The sequence below is a fragment of the Vibrio ordalii ATCC 33509 genome, assembly GCA_000257205.1.
GTDB lineage: Bacteria > Pseudomonadota > Gammaproteobacteria > Enterobacterales > Vibrionaceae > Vibrio > Vibrio ordalii.
Window position 1 is genome coordinate 1 of record AEZC01000230.1, and the last position, 21032, is coordinate 21032.

Sequence of the window (21032 nt, forward strand, 5' to 3'; positions counted from 1 at the left end):
ACGCAGCTCGACTAATCAAAGATTAGCTCGCACTGTGGCGAGCGGCAGAAATCAGGTATGTCATTTTTGACGTACTGAACCGGTAGGTATGTCATTTGGTGGGATGAGTGCGCATTATGCGAATTATATTACGGGCTTCAATTGTAAAACTATGTGCTCGATGAGCATTAAAAAAGGCCAGACAAGCTGACCTTTCTAATTGAGCATATCGCGCCCCCACGTTTGACGGCTTTCAGGCCAGAGGCAAACCCTCAACATAACTCATAACCATAATGCGCACTACAGTTGTTGTCAGTCGAATAACTCATAACTCTGCTGCATTGATTTGTATCCGTATGTATTTCTCTGGCACTTTATATTTAAATTTTTTGCCTATCTTAATTTTAGATTTTGCTTTCGCGCAGATTTGGTAATCACCGTTTGTCCCAACGCCTACAATTTCTGCATAACTTTGAACATGCTTTATTTCGATCATCACGTCACAATATCCATCAAGCTTAGATCTATATTTTTTAAGAGCTTTCAGTGTTTGCTGTTTTATTGATTTCGCAACAGGATTACTTTCTGAATCGTCGGCATAGCCCTTTGAACAGAAAACCACTATCACTAACGAAATGATAACTACACAGATTTTTTTCATCGTCGAGAACCTTTACAGAGACTTCAATCATGATATCAGCGAGTTATAAATGGACGATGTGTAAAGTTAATCGTTTCGACGATGTTCGTTTTTTAATGAAAACAATCTGTAACTTAAGAATGGCAGACTCAATGTAACTTATTGGTTCGTTGCTCTTTTGTATTAAATCCCTGATGAGGAAACACATTACGAATACGCTGTTGAATTTTTTTAGGAACTTCTTTAGAAAAAACCAACTTAGCGCCCGTTCTTTGCTGGTAAACTTTTAGTTCGCCGCTAAAGCCTGTCTTTTCAGCAATCTCAATCACATTATGTTTAAAGCTTGGAGGGAAATGACCTTTAACTTGAACTGCGACACCATCTTTGAATTTAACTTTCAACGCAGGCCGATCAACAACGACTAACCAAAAGATAACTACCGCAGCAGCCAGAATGACATACAACATTTTTATCTCCTTTCTTATTCAGACAGTAATTTATTTAAATCTTCTTTTAAACTGGAGACGGTTCTACTCGCCTTTTCGCTACGAGATGCTTCACTTAACAGGTATTCAATCGCGTCAGACAAAGTGCAGCCAAGCTCATTGGCTCGATAAGATAATTTTTCCCATACACGATAATCGAGATCGATAGATTTCTTTCTGGTATGTAGTTGCTCTGCATTAAAGTGGCGTTTGCGTTTGGCTCTAATTGCTTGCTTGAGTTTATTACTCAGTTCAAGTGACATGTGCTGATCAATCCACCCAAGAACCAGATTGGGTTCATGCTCTATTTTTTTTAACTGTTCAATTGCAGCTAGAGCTTCGCTTTTGTCTACATAACGAGTGATTGTTTCGCCATCTTTCCACTTATTAATTAAGTATTGCCACTTCCAACCCGATTCCAAATTTTCAAGCTGTTGATATTTCATAACGTAAAATCCATGCCAAGTTAGGGTGACAGCGTAACCCACCATCGTTCAGAGTTCAATTTTTGGATTCAAAAAAGCGAACAAGATCAAGCATAATAATGGAGCTGTTAGACATTGCTATTTTTCTATATAATCTGGCTTCTTTTAATAAACACTAGATTTCAATGACTCAAAATATTTGGCGTTCAGTCACACCTCAGTATGATCAATTCCACTCGCAACTAGCTCAGTACCCTAGTCTATCTCCGGTAACATTACTCGACACACAGCCCAGACTAGCAACCGCTATTCAGCAGTTTGTTCAATTGAAAGGTTTTACACGAGTGATGTTGATCAACGCGCCAGATAACTCAATCTATCGTCAATTAGTCAGTCAAAAACTTCAAGTAATAAAGCCAAACTCGCACGTTATTTGTACCGAGTCCCTCGATATGGGGACTATCTTTGGCCAATACCGCGCTGAAAATGGGCTTATCACCAGCGAAATTCCTGGTTTATTGGATAAAGCCAATGGTGGTTATCTTCTGATCTCCGCTAATATGCTGTTGGCTAATCCTAAAATGTGGCCATTATTAAAAGCGGCTGTATTAGGCGAAGATGTCAGCCCGATTAATTGTGATGCTAAATCACCACACCCCTCACCAATCTCTAAAAAATATGAGGTCAAACTGATCATTTTAGGTGATAGGAACCAGTTAGCCGATGTCGACTATTTGGATGCAGACGTCCGCTCAAGCTTTTGTTTCTACACCGAATTAGAGTTGGACCTGAAAATTGATGAACAATCGATATTGACCTATCTCGCTTATTTACGTTGGATATCTGAAGAATACCAACTCCCTACACTGACTGAAGATGCCATTCCTGCTCTTATGACCGCAGGTGCCCGTTTCACGGAAGATCAACATTACACACCGTTATGTGTAATATGGCACAGAACACTCATAGAAGAAGCGGCCTTAGAGTCAAATCAGTATCCGATTACTAAATCTCATATCGAAAGTGCCTTAGACAAACGCTATTATCGAGAGTCTTATCTGCAGCAACGAGCACTCGACGATATACTTGATGGACAAGTCATTATCGAAACTCAAGGCGAACAAGTCGGCCAAGTCAATGGATTAACGGTGATCGATGTTGCTGGTCATCCTCTTTCCTACGGTGAACCAGCTCGTATCTCATGCGTTGTGCACTTTGGTGACGGTGATATTACCGATGTCGAACGCAAAGCCGAGCTCGGTGGTAACTTGCATGCAAAAGGCATGATGATAATGCAAGCCTTTGTAAGCAGCTCAATGAACCTTGATGCACCGCTTCCCTATTCGGCCTCGGTTGTCTTCGAACAATCATACAGCGAAGTGGATGGCGACAGTGCATCACTAGCCGAGTTATGCTCTTTAGTAAGCGCTTTATCTGAACATCCCATTAACCAACAAATCGCAGTGACAGGGGCGGTTGATCAATTCGGGCGAGTTCAAGCTGTTGGCGGGCTAAACGAAAAAATTGAAGGCTTCTACCATGTGTGTAAACATCAGGGATTCACGGGTGGACAAGGCGTCATTCTACCAAGAACAAATCTAAAACATCTTGCGCTTCATAAAGATGTAGTCAATAGCATTAAAAATGATGAATTTCATATTTGGCCAGTCGCTACAGTTGATGAAGCCGTACCGATCCTTATGGGTGCGTCATTCAGAGGCGATGACGAAGAAAGCATCATTAATAAAATTGCTCAACGTATTGAAAACTTTGAAAGGCATGACCAATCACACAGTATTGCAGAGCGCATTAAAAACTGGTTTGTGTAGCACTGATCGGAGTTGTTTAGCGTACACGTGTTCCCTAATATGCACCCTATCAAAAATTGGAGTAATTGATAATGCAGAATAAACGAGATTCATATAATCGTGAAGACTTACTAGCCTCTAGCCAAGGTGAGCTTTTCGGTCCTGGCTACCCTCAATTGCCAGCGCCAAATATGTTGATGATGGACCGCATCACCAAAATGTCAGAAACCGAGGGCGAGTATGGTAAAGGCCTTATTCTTGCTGAGTTAGATATTACTCCTGATCTGTGGTTCTTTGATTGCCATTTCCCTGGCGATCCTGTAATGCCTGGCTGTTTAGGTTTAGATGCGATGTGGCAATTGGTTGGTTTCTTCCTTGGCTGGGTTGGTGGCAAAGGAAAAGGCCGGGCATTAGGTGTTGGTGAAGTCAAGTTCACAGGTCAGATCCTACCAACAGCAAAAAGAGTCACTTACGAAATCACGATGAAACGCGTTGTTAACCGTAAACTTGTGATGGGCCTAGCTGATGGTCGCGTTCTTGTCGATGGCAAAGAGATTTACGTTGCAAAGGACTTAAAAGTAGGTCTTTTCCAAGATACTTCTGCCTTTTAATGGCGTTAAATTGCTCACAAGCGACTCATAGAGTCGCTTTTTAGTGATCAAAATACTTAGTTATAGTGCCCTAGAGTGACTTAAATACTAAAAAGCCCCTTCCGGGGCTTAAATCCTTTTGCATGTATGTTGGAGTTTATTTGTAGAGACCAGCTTGTTTGTCATCTCTGGCATCGCGCCAACCACCTAGCCAATATGAACGAGCGTCCGTTTGTTGATAAGGGCAAGCCTCTACGGAACGTCCGTTTAAGCCAGCTTTATACCCATGAGACTGTGCTCTTTCAAGGCGATCACGCTTTTGTCTCTTCATCATAGTGTAGTCCTCATACAGTAACTTGTGTCTTACATACAACTATTAAATCTACATGGCATATCTGTTACACCACAATTAAGAATTGCTCAAAAATTCGACTTTCTCAAGTTACAAAAAAGGCGCAGATTATAAATTGTGAACTTGCGCCATTCTTTACACTATTTAATTATTTTCTGCGGAACCCAAAGAGAGCAAGTAGTGTCAGAGTAATCCAGCCCATACTACCCCCTTTACGTTCAACGGGTGGAAGTTCCGTGCTGCGGACTTCAATATCGCTAGCCGCCGCGCCAGCAATCGGGATCAATTTAATCGCGACAACACTTTCACTTCCAGAAGTACAGTATGAGTTATGCGATAAGTCGTCATAGCCGCCAGTACATTTAAATGCACTTGCAGCAATCACTCCATCATCGTTGATATCTGATGCTTCAAAAATACGGAATTGGTTATTACTCTGTGAGTAAGTTCCGCCATTGGTTAGATCGTCTAACCACCAACCTTGGTTTTGGAACAACGCCATTCTTGCCGCATTACTACTAGAAGCATTAAAAGGGTAGATAAAACCACGATGACGGCGTTGTTTACCTCTATCTTCACGACCTTTTTCAGCATCAATTTGACCGACAATTTCATTGAAATTGTTGATCGCTTTCGCTTCACCGCCAGCACCAGTAAAGAAAATTCCACCTGATAGATAGTTAGCTACAGGTTTTCCGCTATTATCTTTATCTTCTGCCACGAAAATACGGTTTGCTGCTGCGCCGCTTTCAGGTTTGTCGCCTCTGCGTTTTGTTTCGCCGATCACGATTAAATTATTATTAATATCAGTCGCTAATGAGTTGGAGTAAATCACATCTCCATCCACTTTCAGTTCTGTGCCAAAAATAACTTTACTTTCCCATACATCATTAGCTGGTTGTGTATAAGCATCCTTGGGATAGAATACCGTTGCTTGCATTCTAAACACATTGTCATCGCGATAGGTATTAAAACCGGCCATAACCGGCTTGTTAGCGTATTTACCTGATGTAGGAGAAGCAATAGCAGCGCCTCTTACACTTGCTTGTGCCGAATAGCCACTGCGATTAGCGGTGACATCGCCAATCCAACCTGTTACGCGGTAACTCTTTATGTTACTAGTATCTGTCACATCCCAAATATAGGCTTGAGTGGCAAAAGCAAAATTTTGACACTGACGAGTTAACTGTGGATCGAGACCATCATTCACACAAGAGTTAACATCACCGTTATAATCTTTATTGTCGTCATCGCTATTTCCAGTTAGGTAAGGGCTTACCGATGCACTGCCGACTACAAACTTATTTGGGCTATCACCAAATACATCATAGGCAAATGTTCGACCCATTTTTTCAACAATTTTATTGTTAGTATCGCTAACAATGGACGTATCTGTTGGTGGGTTTAATATTGTCTGACCATAAAAACCACGTTGACGGTAGCCTAGAGCGTAATTACTTCCAGACTGTGTGTAACCGCTGCTCGTAATACCAAAGGCAGCAGTGCCGTCTAACCCAGTTAAAACGGTATTCTGAGTATTTGCAATAGGACCAAAAGGCAATGCTACTTTCGATGAGCCTACAAAGGCTGCTGCATTTTGTAGATAACTGCCATTATCCCAAGCATCGCGCTCACGTTTCAAACCGCCAGTTTCAACATTGTTGTACTCAAAACCATGCCACTGCTTATCAGCCCATGCCTCACAAGTAGAATAACCGAGTTCGCTAGAGCAATAGCTTTTGAGATCATCAATATCCTGATAAACAAAACGATTATCCATTTTGAATGGCACTTCATCACGATAGGAAATACCATCAGAACCATTGAGCGTATCGCCACCGAGCGCAAAAGTATTACAGCTACTTCCGGCCGTAAAACATCCAAGAGGATTTGCTGAAAGGTTATCTTTTTGTATTGCCCTTCCATAATATTCATTAGCGACTACGTTACCGGGTGTCACTTCTACAATTTGGTAAAGTGCAGCATGAGCTTGAGTGGCAGCCAGAATACTGGCCGCAATTACGGTGATTTTAAATGTTTTACTACTCATTAATAATCTCTAACTTTCCTGTTGCATTGCTTCGAGCTCTTCCCAGCGCTCGAAAGCAATTTCAAGCTCCTGCTCTTTCGCAGTTAACTTATCTAAAACGGGCTGTGTTTTGTCTGCTGATTGCATGAAAAACTCAGGATCGTTCACTTGCTGTTGAAGCATTTCAATATCATTCTCAAGTTGCTCTAACATTGCGGGCAACTCATCCATTTCTCGCTGCAGTTTATAAGATAACTTTTTAGGTTTTGTCTTAATTGGCGCTGTTTTGAGAGTTTCCTCAACCACTTTTTCTTTATTGCTGACATTTTCAGCAACTCGTGACTGCAAAACTTGAGCTCTTTGTTGCTGAGTATCGTGATAGCCTCCAACAAATTCTTCAATTTTGCCATCGCCTTCAAAAATCCAACTCGTTGTTACAGTATTATCAACAAATTGACGATCGTGGCTGACAAGCAGCAATGTGCCTTGGTAATTGGCAAGCAAATCTTCTAAAAGTTCCAAAGTTTCGATATCTAAATCGTTGGTTGGTTCATCTAAAATCAATAAATTATTCGGTTTGAGGAAAATACGAGCAAGCAACAGTCTGTTTTTCTCACCACCAGATAGCGCTTTTACTGGCGTTCTCGCACGTTTAGGGGCAAACAAGAAATCTTGTAAATAGCTTAATGCGTGCCGTGGGCGCCCAGCCACCATCACTTCCTGTTTTCCGTCAGCTAAGTTGTCAATTACCGACTTCTCAGGATCGAGGATCTCACGGTACTGATCAAAATAAGCAACTTCAAGTTTGGTACCGCAATGTAATTTGCCACTCTGAGGCTGTAAATCACCCAACAGCAGTTTCAGCAGTGTACTTTTACCGCATCCATTAGGACCAATAAGTGCAATGCGATCACCGCGCATGATATTGAAACTGAAGTTAGAGACAATATTTTTGCCATCGATGCTATAGCTAATATCTTTTGCTTCGAAGACAATTTTTCCTGAACGCGCAGCGTCATCGATTTGCAAGTTTGCTTTGCCCTGTACCTCACGGCGATCATTACGCTCTTCTCTTAGCTTCTTGAGTGCTCTTACACGCCCTTCGTTACGAGTACGACGCGCTTTGATGCCTTGGCGAATCCAAACTTCTTCTTGGGCCAATTTCTTATCAAACTCGGCATTTTGCATCTCTTCTACGCGCAAGGCTTCTTCCTTGGCGACAAGGTACTGATCATAATCACCAGGAAACGAGCTGAGTTTACCGCGGTCAAGATCAACAATGCGAGTCGCCATTGAGTGGATGAACGTCCGGTCATGCGATACAAAGATGATCGAGCCTCTAAAATCTTTCAAAAAGCCTTCGAGCCATTCGATAGTGGTTACATCAAGGTGGTTAGTCGGTTCATCAAGCAAAAGGACATCAGGATCACACACTAGTGCTCTTGCAAGAGCCGCTTTACGCTGCCATCCACCGGATAAATCCGTTAGTTTGGTGTGGCCATCCAGTTTCAAAGCCGCCAGAACATTTTGGATACGTTCTTCAAAACGCCATGCCCCTGTATGCTCTAGCTGCTCTTGAATGCGAGATAACTTATTGATATTACTTTCACTTGGATCGACAACGATGAGATCCAAAAGATCTTGATAGATCTTTAGATACTCACCAACTTCCGCTAATCCACCAGCAACATAATCAAAAACGGTGCCGGCTTCATCTCTAGGCGGATCTTGTTCTAATCGAGAAACAACAACATCTTGTTCTATCTGCATTTTCCCGTCGTCCATGATGATTTCTCTCGCAAGAACTTTCATCATAGTCGACTTGCCTGCACCGTTCCGGCCGACGAGACAAACTCGTTCATTTTCTTGCAATGCGAAATCTGCGTGATCGAGTAATGGGTGGTCACCAAATGCTAATTGACCGTTATGGATGGTAATTAATGCCATTATTTTCTAACCAATGAAGTAATGTTTGTTGGTCAAAGGGCCAGCTCAGTTCGGATTCTTGGTATTTAAGAACCGGAATAGTGACCCCGTAACGAGAGAAGAGCGCATCATCAAATGCAATATCAACAAGTTGTACTTGTTCAGCCATGTTTGCCTGCTGAACAAGCTGAAATGCCATCTCACAGAGATGGCATCCTTCAGTACTGTAAAGCGTGAACAACTTCATTCCCTATTCACTGCATGCATGGGAAATCGTCCAGCAGTTATGGATCTGTTTGTTACGTTCAAAATCCAGTGGTAATGTTTGTGCTGAAATATTTTGAGCAACTAAACCAAGCTCAGCTAGCGCTTCTAAATCCATTTTAAAATGTCGTTTATTGTTTGAAAACACAATCGTACCTTCTGGACGTAGGATACGTTTTAAATTTTCCATCAACTTAATATGATCGCGTTGCACATCAAATGTGTGTTCCATACGTTTGGAATTTTAGAATGTCGGCGGATCGATAAATATCAAATCAAATTGTTCTTTGGCCGTCTCTAGCCATTGCACACAGTCGGCTTGTTCAAAGCGATGCTGGTGTCCAACTTGACCGTTGAGCTTTAAGTTGTCTTTAGCCCATTCTAAATAAGTTTTAGACATATCAACCGTCATGGTTGATTTTGCTCCACCGCAAGCGGCATGAACGGTTGCAGAGCCGGTGTAAGCAAATAGATTGAGGAAGTCTTTACCCTTTGCCATTTGCCCTAAGCGACGACGCGTCAATTTATGATCAAGGAATAAACCCGTATCGAGATAATCATGTAAATTGACAATCAGTTTAACGCCATACTCGTTCACTTCCATTGTTTCAGAAATTTGCCCTAATTTTTGATATTGAGAGCGCCCTTTCTGTTTTTCACGAACTTTGAGTACAACTTTATTGGCTTCTGTTCCGGTGACTTGAATCGCGGCACGAATGATATCTGTTAAACGGCGTTTCGCCTTTTCTTCTGGAATATCTTTAGGTGCGGCGTATTCTTGGATCACTAGGTGGTCGAGATAAACATCGATCGCAACATTGTATTCAGGCAAATCAGCATCATAAATACGATAGCAATCAAGTGATTCACGTTTCGCCCACTTACCAATTTTCGCAATATTTTTCTTTAAACGATTCGAAAAATCAGGAGCGATCACCGATTCTTGAGAAATAGACGCTCCCGGTTCTACCGTGCGCAATGAAATTGAGTAGTTCTTTTGGTGACAAGGTAACGCACCGTTATTTAACTTAAACTGCTTTTCAGCGCGCATACGCAAACAACTGAGTAATTCGTCAGAGCTTGAGAAAATCGACGCTTGGCAACCGCCAAATTCAGCCTTTAATTGACCACCAAATGCCGTATATAAAGCAATCAAACCAGGATGTGTACCTAAACGTTCACCATAGGGTGGATTACAGATAACCACACCATCCTCAAACCCTTCAGGACGTTTGATCAGTGCCGCATCACCCAGCTGGAAGGTAATCAGTTCTTCAACCCCTGCGCGGCGAGCGTTATCTTTCGCGGTTTGCAGCACTCGTGCATCGTTATCAAAACCAAAGAACTTACAATCAACTTTTTTGACACCACGCCTTGCTTGAACATTGGCTTCTGATTTTATTTGCGCCCACAGTTCTGCATCAAAATCCTCTAAAGCTTCGAAACTCCACTTTGGACGCTTGAGACTAGGGGCCATACCAGCAGCCATCATGGCCGCCTCAATGAGCAAAGTACCAGAACCACACATTGGGTCGAGCAGTGGCCTCGTTTCACCCCATCCACTACGCAAAATAATAGCTGCTGCTAATGTTTCACGAAGTGGTGCTCGCCCCGCTTCGGTACGGTAACCGCGCTGATGTAAACCACCGCCCACCATATCAATCCCTAAAATGGCTTTATCTTTATGCAAGCGCACATGGACACGAAGATCTGCATGATCTTTATCGATCGAAGGGCGCGGTAAGTTCTTTTTGGTGAAACAGTCGACAACCGCATCCTTTACTTTCATCGCGCCGTACTGACTGTTACGGATTTCGTTATTAGTGCCGTTAAAGTCGACAACAAATTTTTTCGAACTATGAAAATGATTAACCCAGTTCACTGAACTTGCTGACAAGTAAAGATCCATATCATTTTGGCAGGTAAATTCAGAGAGGACGCGAACAAATCTTGATGCTAGACGGCTCCACAAACAACAGCGATAAATCTGCTCTTTCGACGCTTTAAATTTTACCCCGGCCTGCACGGGTTTTGCGTCCGTAATCCCTAATTTGGTTAGTTCTTCAACTAATAGGTTCTCAAGACCGTTTGAGGTAACCGCTAGATATTGATTCATACTGCTCTTTTACTGATAAAAATGACCACGCATTATACCTGACAATCCCACGCTTGAGTAAAACAAAGTGTCTCTTTCACCTTCTCAACCATTCAATTGCTTAACTACTCGCCAATTTTACAAATAGACAAGCTTCGAGCATTGCAAAAATATCTTACTAGATATAGCAAGGCCTACGGGATAAGTGAGTATTTATTCACGGTAAAATTGGACTATACCAGATTATTTTTTACAGTGTAAATTAATTACAAATGAGCTAAAAATGGGAATATGTCGGCCATTTCTAGCGATGTAGACACTGTTTATAACGTCACTTTTGAAGAAAAAAACATCAGAATCCTGAACAAATCTCACATTTAAGATCGAATTCAGGCGGATAGGATTGAGTTGGGGAAAAGCTCTAGGCAAAAAAAATCGGCTATTAAGCCGATGGGAAATGAAACAAAGGAACGAAACGTTGTGCTATTAGGGAAAAGTTAACTCACAAGAGCAACGTGCTCTTCGAGCAAAATATGATTGGCGCAAGCCATACGGTCATGCATAACCTTAATGACCTGTCCGAATTCCAGCTGTTTGGAGCCATTTAGTATGAACGCATCCAAATCGACTAAGGCGCAAAGACTAGCACAGTCCCCTACCTCAAGTACGATGAAATAACCTTGGCTGTAGCCGTTGACCAACCGAACAATGTCACCTTCACTCGGTTCAAAACCGTAGCCTTGATGATCAAAAAACCAACTTTTAGGCTGGACAGGTTTATGAAAACGCTTAGCGGCAACACAATAGAGTGCTAATTCGGCTTGTCTTGGCTCACTTAAACCTAAATAGGCAATTTGCTCTTTGTAGGTTTGGAAGGCACTCGCATCATCGACTGAAAAATGATTCTCAGCAAAAGCACAATCGACGAGCAGATTACGGTAAAGATTGGTCTTAAAAACCATCTCATCACCAAGGTACAACATCAGACAGCTTTCGCTATCTGAATAATACCAACTCCATTTGTCACTTGGTTTAAGCATCGTTCCACTCTCTAATTTTAATGAATTATCAAACTATTTGGTAAAACGCTTAATTACCTTTGCCAGCTAGTGAATGTAATTTTAAGAACAGAAATATAAAAAAAAAGAGGAAATGAATAACTCATTCCCTCTTACTTCGACCCAGTCACTTTTTATTCTTCTGAGTCAATACCTTTAAATCGCACTTATTTACAGGTTCTTGACAATATCTCTCACTAAACCTGGGCCGTGATAAATGAATCCTGAATAGACTTGTACTAGTTTCGCGCCCGCCAACATTTTTTCTTTTGCAGCGATACAAGAATCAATACCACCCACTCCAATAATGGGCAGCTTATCACCCAACTCTTGATACAAGCACTTAATCACTTCAGTACTTCTTGATTGAACGGGACGGCCACTTAACCCACCCGCTTCATTCGAGAATTTCATACCTTCCACCAGCGACCGATCTAATGTGGTATTAGTCGCGATAACGCCATCAATATTATGCTTGAGTAACGATTGGCAAATTTGTTTAAGCTCGTCATGAGAAAGGTCGGGGGCGATCTTTAATGTTAGTGGAACGTATTTATTATGCAGCTTAGCCAATTCAGATTGCTTCGCTTTCAGTACGGCAAGCAAATCATCCAATGCCTCACCATATTGTAACGTCCGTAACCCAGGAGTGTTGGGGGATGAAATGTTCACCGCTATGTAACCAGCATAGGGATACACTTTCTCCATACAAATAAGATAGTCATCTGCCCCATTCTCAATCGGTGTATCTTTATTCTTTCCAATGTTGATACCGATAATGCCGTCATATTTGGCTTTCTTAACGTTCTCAACCAGGTTGTCGACACCTAAGTTGTTAAAGCCCATTCGATTGATAATGCCTTCCGCTTGGATCAAACGGAATAAACGCGGTTTATCGTTACCAGATTGAGGACGTGGAGTCACGGTACCAACTTCGACAAAACCAAACCCCATTGCACCAAAAGCTTCTATGCATTCCCCATTTTTATCTAGGCCAGCGGCCAAACCTACAGGGTTTTTAAAAGTTAAACCCATGCATTCGACTGGGCGATTGGGTAAGTGTTGACGATAGAAGAGATCAAGAGGAGTGCCTGTGAAACGTTTAAAGTTTTCAATGGCGAGATCATGTGCCTTTTCGGCATCAAGTTGAAAAAAGCCAGTCCTGGCTAAGCGGTAGAGCATTGTGCCTCCGAAATAAAAAGCCCCGTATAAACGGGGCATTATTATTTACTCATTTGCTGCACAATTCAAATTTAAAAGTACTAATTCTCTTAATGCTACCGAAAATTTTGCAAATTCATGTACTGCACCGACTTTAAATTCGTTGAGGATACTCTCCCAGCGCATTAAGGATACTTCATTACTGGCAATCCATTCATCCAGTGCTTTCATCACATCGAGTTCTTCTGGCGCACAAGTACAATTCAATACTTGCGCAGTGAGTTGACGCTGCTGCCAGTCTAAATCTTCACGAAACTCAGCACGTGCTAGTGCTTGCCAGTTGTTATCCACCGCTTGACCGTTAATCTGTTTTAAGAACCAGTGCAGTGATAAACGATCACCTAAGTTAAAGTACAGCTTAGCTGTCTGCGCAACGGTCTTACCTTTATCACGTGCCACTGTGGATATATCCAGTGCTGAGTGCAAGCTTGATAAACGAGCAACGTAATTCGCCAGTTCTGAGTTAATGCCTTTATCAATCCAGACTTGAGCCATCGCATTATGCTCTGCAACCTCTTCAGCAACGAGCATATTGTCTAGCTCTGCGGAAACGGCATTGACGTCAGTTTGATAAAGCGCAATCAAATCTTTGACCGATTGTTTGCCTGAACGATTACGCAACAACCAACGAGATAAGCGGCGTAAGGTTCGGCGCACTAAAAAGATTACATCGTACTGTGCATCAGCTTCTGCTTTATTGTCGAGTAAACGAACCTGCTCGAGAACATGGCCTAAACCATAAATTTCTCTTGCCGCAGTGTAAGCATTGGCAATATCGACAACATTCGCACCAGTCTCTTCTTGCAGACGGGTCACGAAATTACATCCCATTTCGTTCACCATCTGGTTGGCCAGAGCCGTAGCAATGATCTCTGCACGAAGTGGATGCTGTTGCATGTGATGAGAATAGTTACGACGTAACTCAGTAGGGAAATAGTTGATCAACTGCTGTGAATGGAATTCATCGTGTGAAATCTCTTCACAAGCCAATTCCTCTTTCAGCACCATTTTGCCGTATGCCACTAATACCGATAGCTCCGGACGGGTTAATGCAAATCCCTGCTTCTCACGCTCAAGCAAAGTTTCATCATCTGGAATATATTCCAATGCTCGGTCAAGGTGCCCTGCTTTTTCCATAGCATGGATGAAACGAATCTGCTCCTTAACTAACGATACACCCTGTTGCTCAGTGACAGAAATAGCTTCAGATTGAGCGTAAGCATCTTCAATAACGATGCCTCCGACTTCATCTTCCATCGACTCTAAGATCTGATTACGTTGTTTGACGGTAAGAGCACCATTCGCCACCAAACCATTCAAGAAGATCTTAATATTGACTTCATTATCCGAGCAATCGACGCCGCCAACGTTATCAACAAAGTCGGTATTAACACGACCACCAGTTAATGCATACTCAACACGTCCAAGTTGAGTCATACCTAAGTTACCGCCTTCACCGATCACTTTTGTACGAAGATCGCGTCCATCAATTCTTAGAGCATCGTTAGCACGGTCACCTACATCAGAATGGCTCTCTTTCGATGATTTAACATAGGTGCCGATACCTCCGTTCCACAGAAGATCCACTTCCATTTTCAAGATCATTTTAATCAGCTCATTAGGCGCAACAGAAGCCTTCTTCGTGCCGATCATTTTTTGAATTTCAGGCGTTAATGTGATCGATTTCGCTTTGCGAGAGAAGATGCCACCACCTTTTGAGAGCAACTTTGCGTTGTAATCTTCCCAGCTAGATCGTGGCGTGTTGAATAAGCGATTGCGCTCTTCCCAACTTTTTGCTGAATTTGGTGTTGGATCGATGAAAATATGCAAATGGTTAAACGCTGCTTGCAAACAGATGTGTTTAGACAGCAGCATACCGTTGCCAAACACATCTCCAGCCATATCACCGATACCAATCGCTGTGAAATCTGTGGTTTGGCAGTTAATGCCCATTTCACGGAAGTGGCGCTTGACTGACTCCCATCCTCCTTTTGCGGTAATCCCCATAGCTTTATGGTCGTAACCATTTGAACCACCAGAAGCAAAAGCGTCACCTAACCAGAAATTGTATTCTGCTGACACTGAGTTAGCCAAATCGGAAAATGTTGCTGTCCCTTTATCCGCTGCTACTACTAAGTAAGGGTCATCCTCATCATGACGAACGACATTTTTAGGTGGAACGACTTCGCCTTCAATAATATTGTCGGAAACATCGAGTAATGCACGAATAAAACGTTTATAGCAGCGTTGTCCCTCGGCAAAGATCTCATCACGTGTGGTAAACATGTGCTGTTTCTTACACACAAAACCACCTTTTGCTCCCACCGGAACAATAACGGTATTTTTTACCTGTTGCGCTTTCACTAACCCTAGAATCTCGGTACGGAAATCTTCTTGGCGATCAGACCAACGTAATCCGCCACGTGCTACTTTACCACCACGTAAATGAACACCTTCAATATCAGGTGCATAAACGAAGATTTCAAAAGCCGGTACAGGAGCTGGAATTTCAGGAATCTCTTTCGGCTTCATTTTCAAAGAAAGCCAAGGTTTGATCTGATTGTGTTCATCCAACTGGAAGTAGTTAGTACGGATCGTCGCACTGATCATTTCCATGTAACGACGAATAATACGATCATCATCTAAGCTATCAACACGATCTAACTCTTCCGTAATAGCGTCGATAAGATCCATTTGTCCTTTTTGAGCCCCTTTATATTTAGGATCAAAACGCTTTAAGAATAGCTCTACCAGCCCTTTTGCCACATCAGGGTAATGGCTGAGTGTATCTTCAATATAATGCTGACTGAATGGAAAGCCCACTTGACGCATGTAACGTGCATAAGCACGAAGAATCGATACTTCACGGCCAGTTAATGACGCCCCTAATACCAATCGGTTGAAACCATCGCTCTCTAATTCTCCCGCCCAAATAGCCGCAAACGCTTGCTGGAAACGATCTCTTGCTTCTCGAAGATCGACACTGTTATCGCTCTTATGCAGCATTGAGAAATCTAAGATCCAATAGGTTTGTCCATTTAACTTGCGCACTTCATAAGGTGACTCTCCGATCACTCTCAATCCTAGGTTTTCCAACATTGGCATCACATCAGAAAGGTGGATTGGCTCGTCACGATGATACAGCTTTAAACGTACCGCTTTTGAATCGGCCGCTTCTTCTTGTGGGCGGTAGAACAACATACCAAGTTTGTGCTCTTCATCTAAGGCTTCCAATCGTTGAATATCATCCACCGCAGAACCCGGCATCATGTCTTCTTTGTAAGAACGAGGAAATGCGTGCATATACTCTTTCGATAACGGCAAGCCTTTACTCTCTCCAAAGTTTGCCACGATCGCATCTGATAAACGATCATCCCAAGTTGATGATGCTTCCATTAAATTCTGCTCTATCGTTTTTACATCGACATCCATATTATTATTATCAACACGCACGATGTAGTGTGTTCTTGCTAGTGGGCTTTCTGAGAAATAAGTCGTGAACTCAACATCTTGCTCGCAACCAAAGTATTGTTTGAAAATTCGTTGTGTCTGCCGGCGAAGCTCGGTGTTATAGCGCTCTTTGGTCACATAAACCATGCAACTGAAGAAACGACCAAACGGGTCTTTACGAACAAACAGACGTAGCAAATCTCTATCTTGCATTTGCACCACGCCCATCCCCACTTCTAACATCTCTTCTTCACGTGCTTGCAGTAACTCATCACGAGGATAGTTTTCTAGAATATTGTGCAGCGCTTTGTAGGAATATGAACCTGAGCGATAACCGCTCGCTTTTAAGATGCGTTCTACTTTTTCACGGATCAGTGGAATCGTTTCGATGCTTTGGTTATATACCGCAGAGGTATACAAGCCAGTGAAGCGATGCTCACCAATAACTTTACCTGCTTTATCGAATTTTTTAACACCAATGTAATCGGTATAAGCCGGGCGGTGAATACGCGATTGAGTATTACCTTTAGTAACAATCAATAAAAAAGGTTTTTTGGCTTCAAGGCGCGCAGAATCAGGAAAGTCGGATAATTTTACGCTGCGCACACGTTTTGAGTCAGAAAATAGGCCCAACCCTTGCTCTGCTGTTGGTCTCAGTTCTGTGTCACCTTCAACGGTCACGAGATCGTATTCTTTGTACCCCATGAAAGTAAAATTATGATGTCCCATCCACTTGAGGAATTTAATGGTCTCTTCGTAACGATCACTTTCTACAGGAATAAATTCTTTTTGTGTCTCCAATTGTGCAATCACTTGCAGCAACCTTTCTGACATTGGTCGCCAATCTTGCACCACCAAAGCCGTATCACTCAAAATACTAAGCAATTCATTTTTTAATTGCGTCATCGCTTCTTTGCTGCTAAGGCGGTCAACTTCAATATGAAAAAGAGATTGTAGGTCGCCCTCGCCTTGATTTATCGATGCGATAACGCCATTTTCGGCTCGCACGATTTGTGTTGGACCATTGAGCATAAGATGTGACGATAAATCCAAACGGCTGAGCGCCATTTTGGTGGAGTCAACAAGAAATGGACTATCTGGTATGACAATTTCAACAATCGTGTGCGTTGACTGCCAACCTTGACGACTTACTGTTGGGTTAAACACCCGCACTGAACGCTCTTCTGGTTTTTTCTCGTTAATATGGTGCCATAGGCTAACTACCGCACCGTATAAGTCAGATTCATTACGTTCAGTCAGATCATCTTTCGAAATGTTACTAAATAGATGTTGAGCAAGTTGAGTAACGAGAGGTTGATGAGCAAGATCGAGTTTGTCTTGAATCAGTTTGTACACTTTTTCAAGCAGAACTGGCACTAAAGTTTCACGCGCAGTCATAGTAGACTCCAAGATTATTATTTTTGTAGGGTATGTGGTAAGCATAGCGCTTACCATTGGTAATGCTTGCTTTATTGTAAAAGCTTTATTGACAAATAGTTAATAGTTTTGGAGATATCCTGAGGTGAAATGTTTGAGAATGTGATTAAGATTCCTATTTAAATATCTAGGAAATCAACCCTTCACAGAGTTTCTAACTTTACAAACTTATTATTTTGGTCAGTTGTCAGCCGAAATCGACCTTTTAATCCAATTTGACTAAGAAATGGACGAAATCGAGACGCTGGTAGCTGAAGACGTAAACCCTGATCTGTGTAGACTTGTACAGAGCTTGCTACGCCAGAATAGTGCGCTAAGTAAGTTTGATAGGAAATGTTGAGAGTAAAATAATATTGCTTCATAGCTGTTAACCAAAATAGAGCGAGGAGACGTATTCATCCCCTCGCTCTGAATAGAATTCAGATCATTAAGATTCGAGTGCTTTCGTCACTTTTTCAAACAGATCTCGAGCTAAATTTTCCATTGACTTCAAACTCTCCAACTCCGATTTCATCATTGCTTGGCGAGCTTCATCGTAGAGCCTGAATTTGAGTAAAGGATCAATTAAACGCGACGCAACTTGGGGGTTACTATCATTGAGTTCACGCAATATCTGTCCTGCAAAACGGTATCCCTCACCCGATTTGGCATGGAAATGAACCGGATTTGCGCTGAGGAATGAACCAATCAAGCTGCGCGTACGATTTGGATTTTTTAAGCTAAATGCTTCATGTTTCATGGTTTGTTGAATGGTATCCAAAACACTTGGCGCGGGGTTAGTCCCTTGTAGTGCAAACCATTTATCCATCACCAATCCATCGTGTTTCCATTTATTGCTGTAATCATCCATCAGTGCTTGACGGCACATAAGCTGTGCACTATTCGCAGCGCTCATAGCGGCGATGGTGTCAGTCATGTTGCTGGCGCTGTGATACTGAGCCAGCACCAAATCATTGCCTTGGTCGGTATAAGCTAAATAAGCAAGGCAAGTATTGCGCAATGCTCGTTCACCAATTGCACTGTATTCAATGCTGTATGCTGTCTGTCTTAAACTGTGGTAAACCGCATTGAGCTCGTCTTGCAATGCGTTAGCAAGCTGTACTTTCATCGCTTTAAGTACGGTCGCTATGGCATCAACATCCACACGTTTATACCAACCAGAAACCTCATTATGGCTAGGTAATGAGAGCATTTCCGCAATAAAAGCAGGCTCTAGAACCTCACTCAGTAACACACCACGGAATGCATCAACTACCGATTCTGGCAAATCCGCCGCCTTACCCGACTGCACTCCAAACACATTGCTACGGATATATTTGGCTAACAACATTTGGCCTGCGTCCCAGCGAGCAAATTCGTTGCGAGCATTGACCATCAAGAAGATCAGCTCATCATCACTGTAGTCATACTCCAGTTTCACTGGTGCTGAAAATTCGCGCAATAAGGAAGGGATCGGTTTCTCTGGCACATTTTCAAACACGAAGGTCTGCTTAGCCTGTGTTACATTCAGTATATTAGAGATTCGCTTTCCGTTACATTGTAACTCAATTACATCACCATGAGCGGTGTATAACTCAACATCAAAAGGAATATGCAGCGCTGCTTTCTCTTTTTGCTCGTGCGTTGGTTCGGTTGTTTGCTCTACGGTTAAGGCATAGGTTTTCTGTTGTGCGTCATATTCAGTGCTCACTGAAACAATCGGTGTACCAGATTGGCTATACCATAAACGGAATTGAGTAAGATCGACGCCAGAAGCATCTTCCATCGCTGCCACAAAATCTTCGCAGGTCGCGGCCGTGCCATCATGACGCTCAAAATAGAGCTTCATCCCTTTTTGGAAATTCGTTTCACCCAATAACGTATGCATCATACGAATCACTTCACTGCCCTTTTCATAGACAGTTAATGTATAGAAGTTATTCATTTCTATCACTTTATCGGGACGAATTGGGTGTGACATTGGGCTGGCATCTTCCGCAAATTGTGGCCCGCGAATAATGCGTACATTATTAATGCGATTGACAGCTCTCGACCCTAAATCAGACGAAAATTCTTGGTCACGGAATACCGTTAGGCCTTCTTTTAGGCTTAGTTGGAACCAATCACGACAAGTGACGCGGTTACCAGTCCAGTTATGGAAATATTCGTGGCCAATCACCGCTTCAATACCTAAATAATCAGTATCGGTAGCGGTTTTTTCATTGGCTAACACAAACTTGGAGTTAAAGATGTTAAGGCCTTTATTCTCCATCGCACCCATGTTGAAAAAGTCAACGGCAACGATCATGTAGATGTCGAGATCATACTCTAAGCCGAAGCGTTCTTCGTCCCACTTCATTGCGTTGATAAGTGATGTCATTGCGTGAGAAGCGCGGTCAAGGTTACCTTTATCAACAAAAATCGCGAGGGCAACATCGCGACCAGACTTGGTTTTATATTGATCACGTAATACGTCAAAATCACCCGCAACGAGAGCAAATAAGTAAGCAGGTTTCGGATGTGGATCTTGCCACTTCACCCAATGACGCCCTTCTGCGAGATCGCCATGTTCGATACGGTTACCGTTACTTAATAAAAATGGGTAATCTTTTTTGTCAGCAATCACGGTCGTTGTGTATTTTGCAAGAACGTCTGGACGATCGAGGAAGTAAGTGATGCGGCGGAAGCCTTCCGCTTCACACTGAGTACAGAACGCACCACCCGATTTGTACAACCCTTCTAATGCGGTATTCGCTTCTGGGTTAATCAGTGTCACGATCTCCAATTCAAACTCTTGAGGTAGTGATGAGAGCGAAAGCCCTGTCTCAAGCAGCTGAAAATCTTGCCATTCGATGCCATTCACTTTGAGCGATTTCAGCTCAAGGTTTTCACCATCCAGCACCAATTGGTTACTCTCTTTTTGCTGCTTAACGTGAGAAACGGCAGTCACGATGGTGTTGGTATCAAAGAGATCGAATATTAATTCGAGATCCATAATGGTATGTGATGGAGATTGATAATTTTTGCGATACTTGGCTTGAGGTGTATGAGCCATGTCGGAATCCTTGTTGACAGAGTGGAATGTGACGTTTTTGATAAACATTCAGTAAGATGGCTATAGATCTAAGGCTTGTTACTATTAATAACAACCCCTCAAAACGAAAAACGAGGTATTTTAGGCAAATACCTCGCTATGGCGCTGACAATTTACTCATATATCAACAGATTTCACTCACAGCCTTTCTTATGATAGAAGATTGCAAGACTACTGATGAACTCGCGCTAAAACAGCCG

14 protein-coding genes and 1 pseudogene are annotated in these 21032 nt (G+C 42.4%); 2 read left to right on the forward strand and 13 right to left on the reverse strand.

The window, feature by feature from the left end; genetic code table 11:
• Positions 1–304: 304 nt before the first annotated feature.
• From VOR_RS0115175 to matP, 3 genes are all read right to left on the reverse strand, one after another.
• Positions 305–640 (reverse strand): hypothetical protein, encoded by a 336-nt coding sequence (locus VOR_RS0115175; protein WP_010320548.1) that lies wholly within the window; start codon positions 638–640, stop codon positions 305–307.
• A 128-nt stretch (positions 641–768) separates the two neighbouring features.
• The gene (locus VOR_RS0115180) at positions 769–1086 is read right to left on the reverse strand and encodes a DUF3634 family protein (RefSeq protein ID WP_010320549.1); all 318 of its coding nucleotides are present in this window, start codon (positions 1084–1086) and stop codon (positions 769–771) included.
• Positions 1087–1100: 14 nt separating this feature from the next.
• The gene (matP, locus tag VOR_RS0115185; protein WP_010320550.1) at positions 1101–1550 is read right to left on the reverse strand and encodes a macrodomain Ter protein MatP; all 450 of its coding nucleotides are present in this window, start codon (positions 1548–1550) and stop codon (positions 1101–1103) included.
• Positions 1551–1714: 164 nt separating this feature from the next.
• Here matP and VOR_RS0115190 point away from each other — a divergent pair, with 164 nt between their 5' ends.
• Both VOR_RS0115190 and fabA read left to right on the forward strand, forming a co-directional pair.
• A complete protein-coding gene (locus tag VOR_RS0115190; protein WP_010320551.1) occupies positions 1715–3358 on the forward strand; it encodes a S16 family serine protease in 1644 nt (547 codons plus the stop codon).
• A 71-nt stretch (positions 3359–3429) separates the two neighbouring features.
• On the forward strand, positions 3430–3948 hold the full coding sequence (gene fabA / locus VOR_RS0115195; protein WP_010320552.1) for a bifunctional 3-hydroxydecanoyl-ACP dehydratase/trans-2-decenoyl-ACP isomerase: 519 nt from the start codon (positions 3430–3432) through the stop codon (positions 3946–3948).
• A gap of 136 nt (positions 3949–4084) precedes the next feature.
• On the opposite strand, the gene rmf is transcribed toward fabA, so the two are convergent.
• The 10 genes and pseudogenes from rmf to pepN form a co-directional block, all read right to left on the reverse strand.
• Positions 4085–4258: a ribosome modulation factor gene (gene rmf / locus VOR_RS0115200; RefSeq protein ID WP_010320553.1), complete on the reverse strand. Its 174-nt coding sequence runs from the start codon at positions 4256–4258 to the stop codon at positions 4085–4087.
• Between the two features lie 169 nt (positions 4259–4427).
• The gene (locus VOR_RS0115205; RefSeq protein ID WP_010320554.1) at positions 4428–6329 is read right to left on the reverse strand and encodes a DUF3466 family protein; all 1902 of its coding nucleotides are present in this window, start codon (positions 6327–6329) and stop codon (positions 4428–4430) included.
• Positions 6330–6338: 9 nt separating this feature from the next.
• Entirely contained in the window at positions 6339–8255 is a 1917-nt protein-coding gene (locus VOR_RS0115210; RefSeq protein WP_010320555.1) for an ABC transporter ATP-binding protein, read from the reverse strand.
• On the reverse strand, positions 8233–8481 hold the full coding sequence (locus VOR_RS0115215; protein WP_033197480.1) for a glutaredoxin family protein: 249 nt from the start codon (positions 8479–8481) through the stop codon (positions 8233–8235). The genes VOR_RS0115210 and VOR_RS0115215 overlap by 23 nt, the downstream gene beginning before the upstream one ends.
• 3 nt (positions 8482–8484) lie before the next feature.
• A pseudogene (gene rlmKL / locus VOR_RS18040) lies at positions 8485–10614 on the reverse strand (bifunctional 23S rRNA (guanine(2069)-N(7))-methyltransferase RlmK/23S rRNA (guanine(2445)-N(2))-methyltransferase RlmL).
• Positions 10615–11090: 476 nt separating this feature from the next.
• A complete protein-coding gene (locus VOR_RS0115225; RefSeq protein WP_010320557.1) occupies positions 11091–11633 on the reverse strand; it encodes a cell division protein ZapC in 543 nt (180 codons plus the stop codon).
• Between the two features lie 189 nt (positions 11634–11822).
• The gene (gene pyrD, locus VOR_RS0115230) at positions 11823–12833 is read right to left on the reverse strand and encodes a quinone-dependent dihydroorotate dehydrogenase (RefSeq protein WP_010320558.1); all 1011 of its coding nucleotides are present in this window, start codon (positions 12831–12833) and stop codon (positions 11823–11825) included.
• Between the two features lie 45 nt (positions 12834–12878).
• Positions 12879–17720 (reverse strand): NAD-glutamate dehydrogenase, encoded by a 4842-nt coding sequence (locus VOR_RS0115235; protein ID WP_010320559.1) that lies wholly within the window; start codon positions 17718–17720, stop codon positions 12879–12881.
• A 182-nt stretch (positions 17721–17902) separates the two neighbouring features.
• Positions 17903–18121, reverse strand: a complete 219-nt coding sequence (locus VOR_RS18575; RefSeq protein WP_010320560.1) for a DUF2835 domain-containing protein — start codon at positions 18119–18121, stop codon at positions 17903–17905.
• 65 nt (positions 18122–18186) lie between these two features.
• Complete coding sequence (pepN, locus tag VOR_RS0115245) at positions 18187–20793, reverse strand: aminopeptidase N (RefSeq protein WP_010320561.1); 2607 nt, start codon at positions 20791–20793, stop codon at positions 18187–18189.
• Positions 20794–21032: the final 239 nt, after the last annotated feature.

What these genes read in the sequence shown, in the direction of transcription:
- VOR_RS0115205 (WP_010320554.1), bottom strand. Translation starts at nt 6,329, where the DNA reads ATGAGTAGTAAAACATTTAAAATCACCGTAATTGCGGCCAGTATTCTG.
- VOR_RS0115225 (WP_010320557.1), bottom strand. Translation starts at nt 11,633, where the DNA reads ATGCTTAAACCAAGTGACAAATGGAGTTGGTATTATTCAGATAGCGAA.
- pyrD (WP_010320558.1), bottom strand. Translation starts at nt 12,833, where the DNA reads ATGCTCTACCGCTTAGCCAGGACTGGCTTTTTTCAACTTGATGCCGAA.
- matP (WP_010320550.1), bottom strand. Translation starts at nt 1,550, where the DNA reads ATGAAATATCAACAGCTTGAAAATTTGGAATCGGGTTGGAAGTGGCAA.
- VOR_RS0115180 (WP_010320549.1), bottom strand. Translation starts at nt 1,086, where the DNA reads ATGTTGTATGTCATTCTGGCTGCTGCGGTAGTTATCTTTTGGTTAGTC.
- VOR_RS0115235 (WP_010320559.1), bottom strand. Translation starts at nt 17,720, where the DNA reads ATGACTGCGCGTGAAACTTTAGTGCCAGTTCTGCTTGAAAAAGTGTAC.
- fabA (WP_010320552.1), top strand. Translation starts at nt 3,430, where the DNA reads ATGCAGAATAAACGAGATTCATATAATCGTGAAGACTTACTAGCCTCT.
- VOR_RS0115215 (WP_033197480.1), bottom strand. Translation starts at nt 8,481, where the DNA reads ATGAAGTTGTTCACGCTTTACAGTACTGAAGGATGCCATCTCTGTGAG.
- VOR_RS0115210 (WP_010320555.1), bottom strand. Translation starts at nt 8,255, where the DNA reads ATGGCATTAATTACCATCCATAACGGTCAATTAGCATTTGGTGACCAC.
- pepN (WP_010320561.1), bottom strand. Translation starts at nt 20,793, where the DNA reads ATGGCTCATACACCTCAAGCCAAGTATCGCAAAAATTATCAATCTCCA.
- VOR_RS0115190 (WP_010320551.1), top strand. Translation starts at nt 1,715, where the DNA reads ATGACTCAAAATATTTGGCGTTCAGTCACACCTCAGTATGATCAATTC.
- VOR_RS0115175 (WP_010320548.1), bottom strand. Translation starts at nt 640, where the DNA reads ATGAAAAAAATCTGTGTAGTTATCATTTCGTTAGTGATAGTGGTTTTC.
- VOR_RS18575 (WP_010320560.1), bottom strand. Translation starts at nt 18,121, where the DNA reads ATGAAGCAATATTATTTTACTCTCAACATTTCCTATCAAACTTACTTA.
- rmf (WP_010320553.1), bottom strand. Translation starts at nt 4,258, where the DNA reads ATGAAGAGACAAAAGCGTGATCGCCTTGAAAGAGCACAGTCTCATGGG.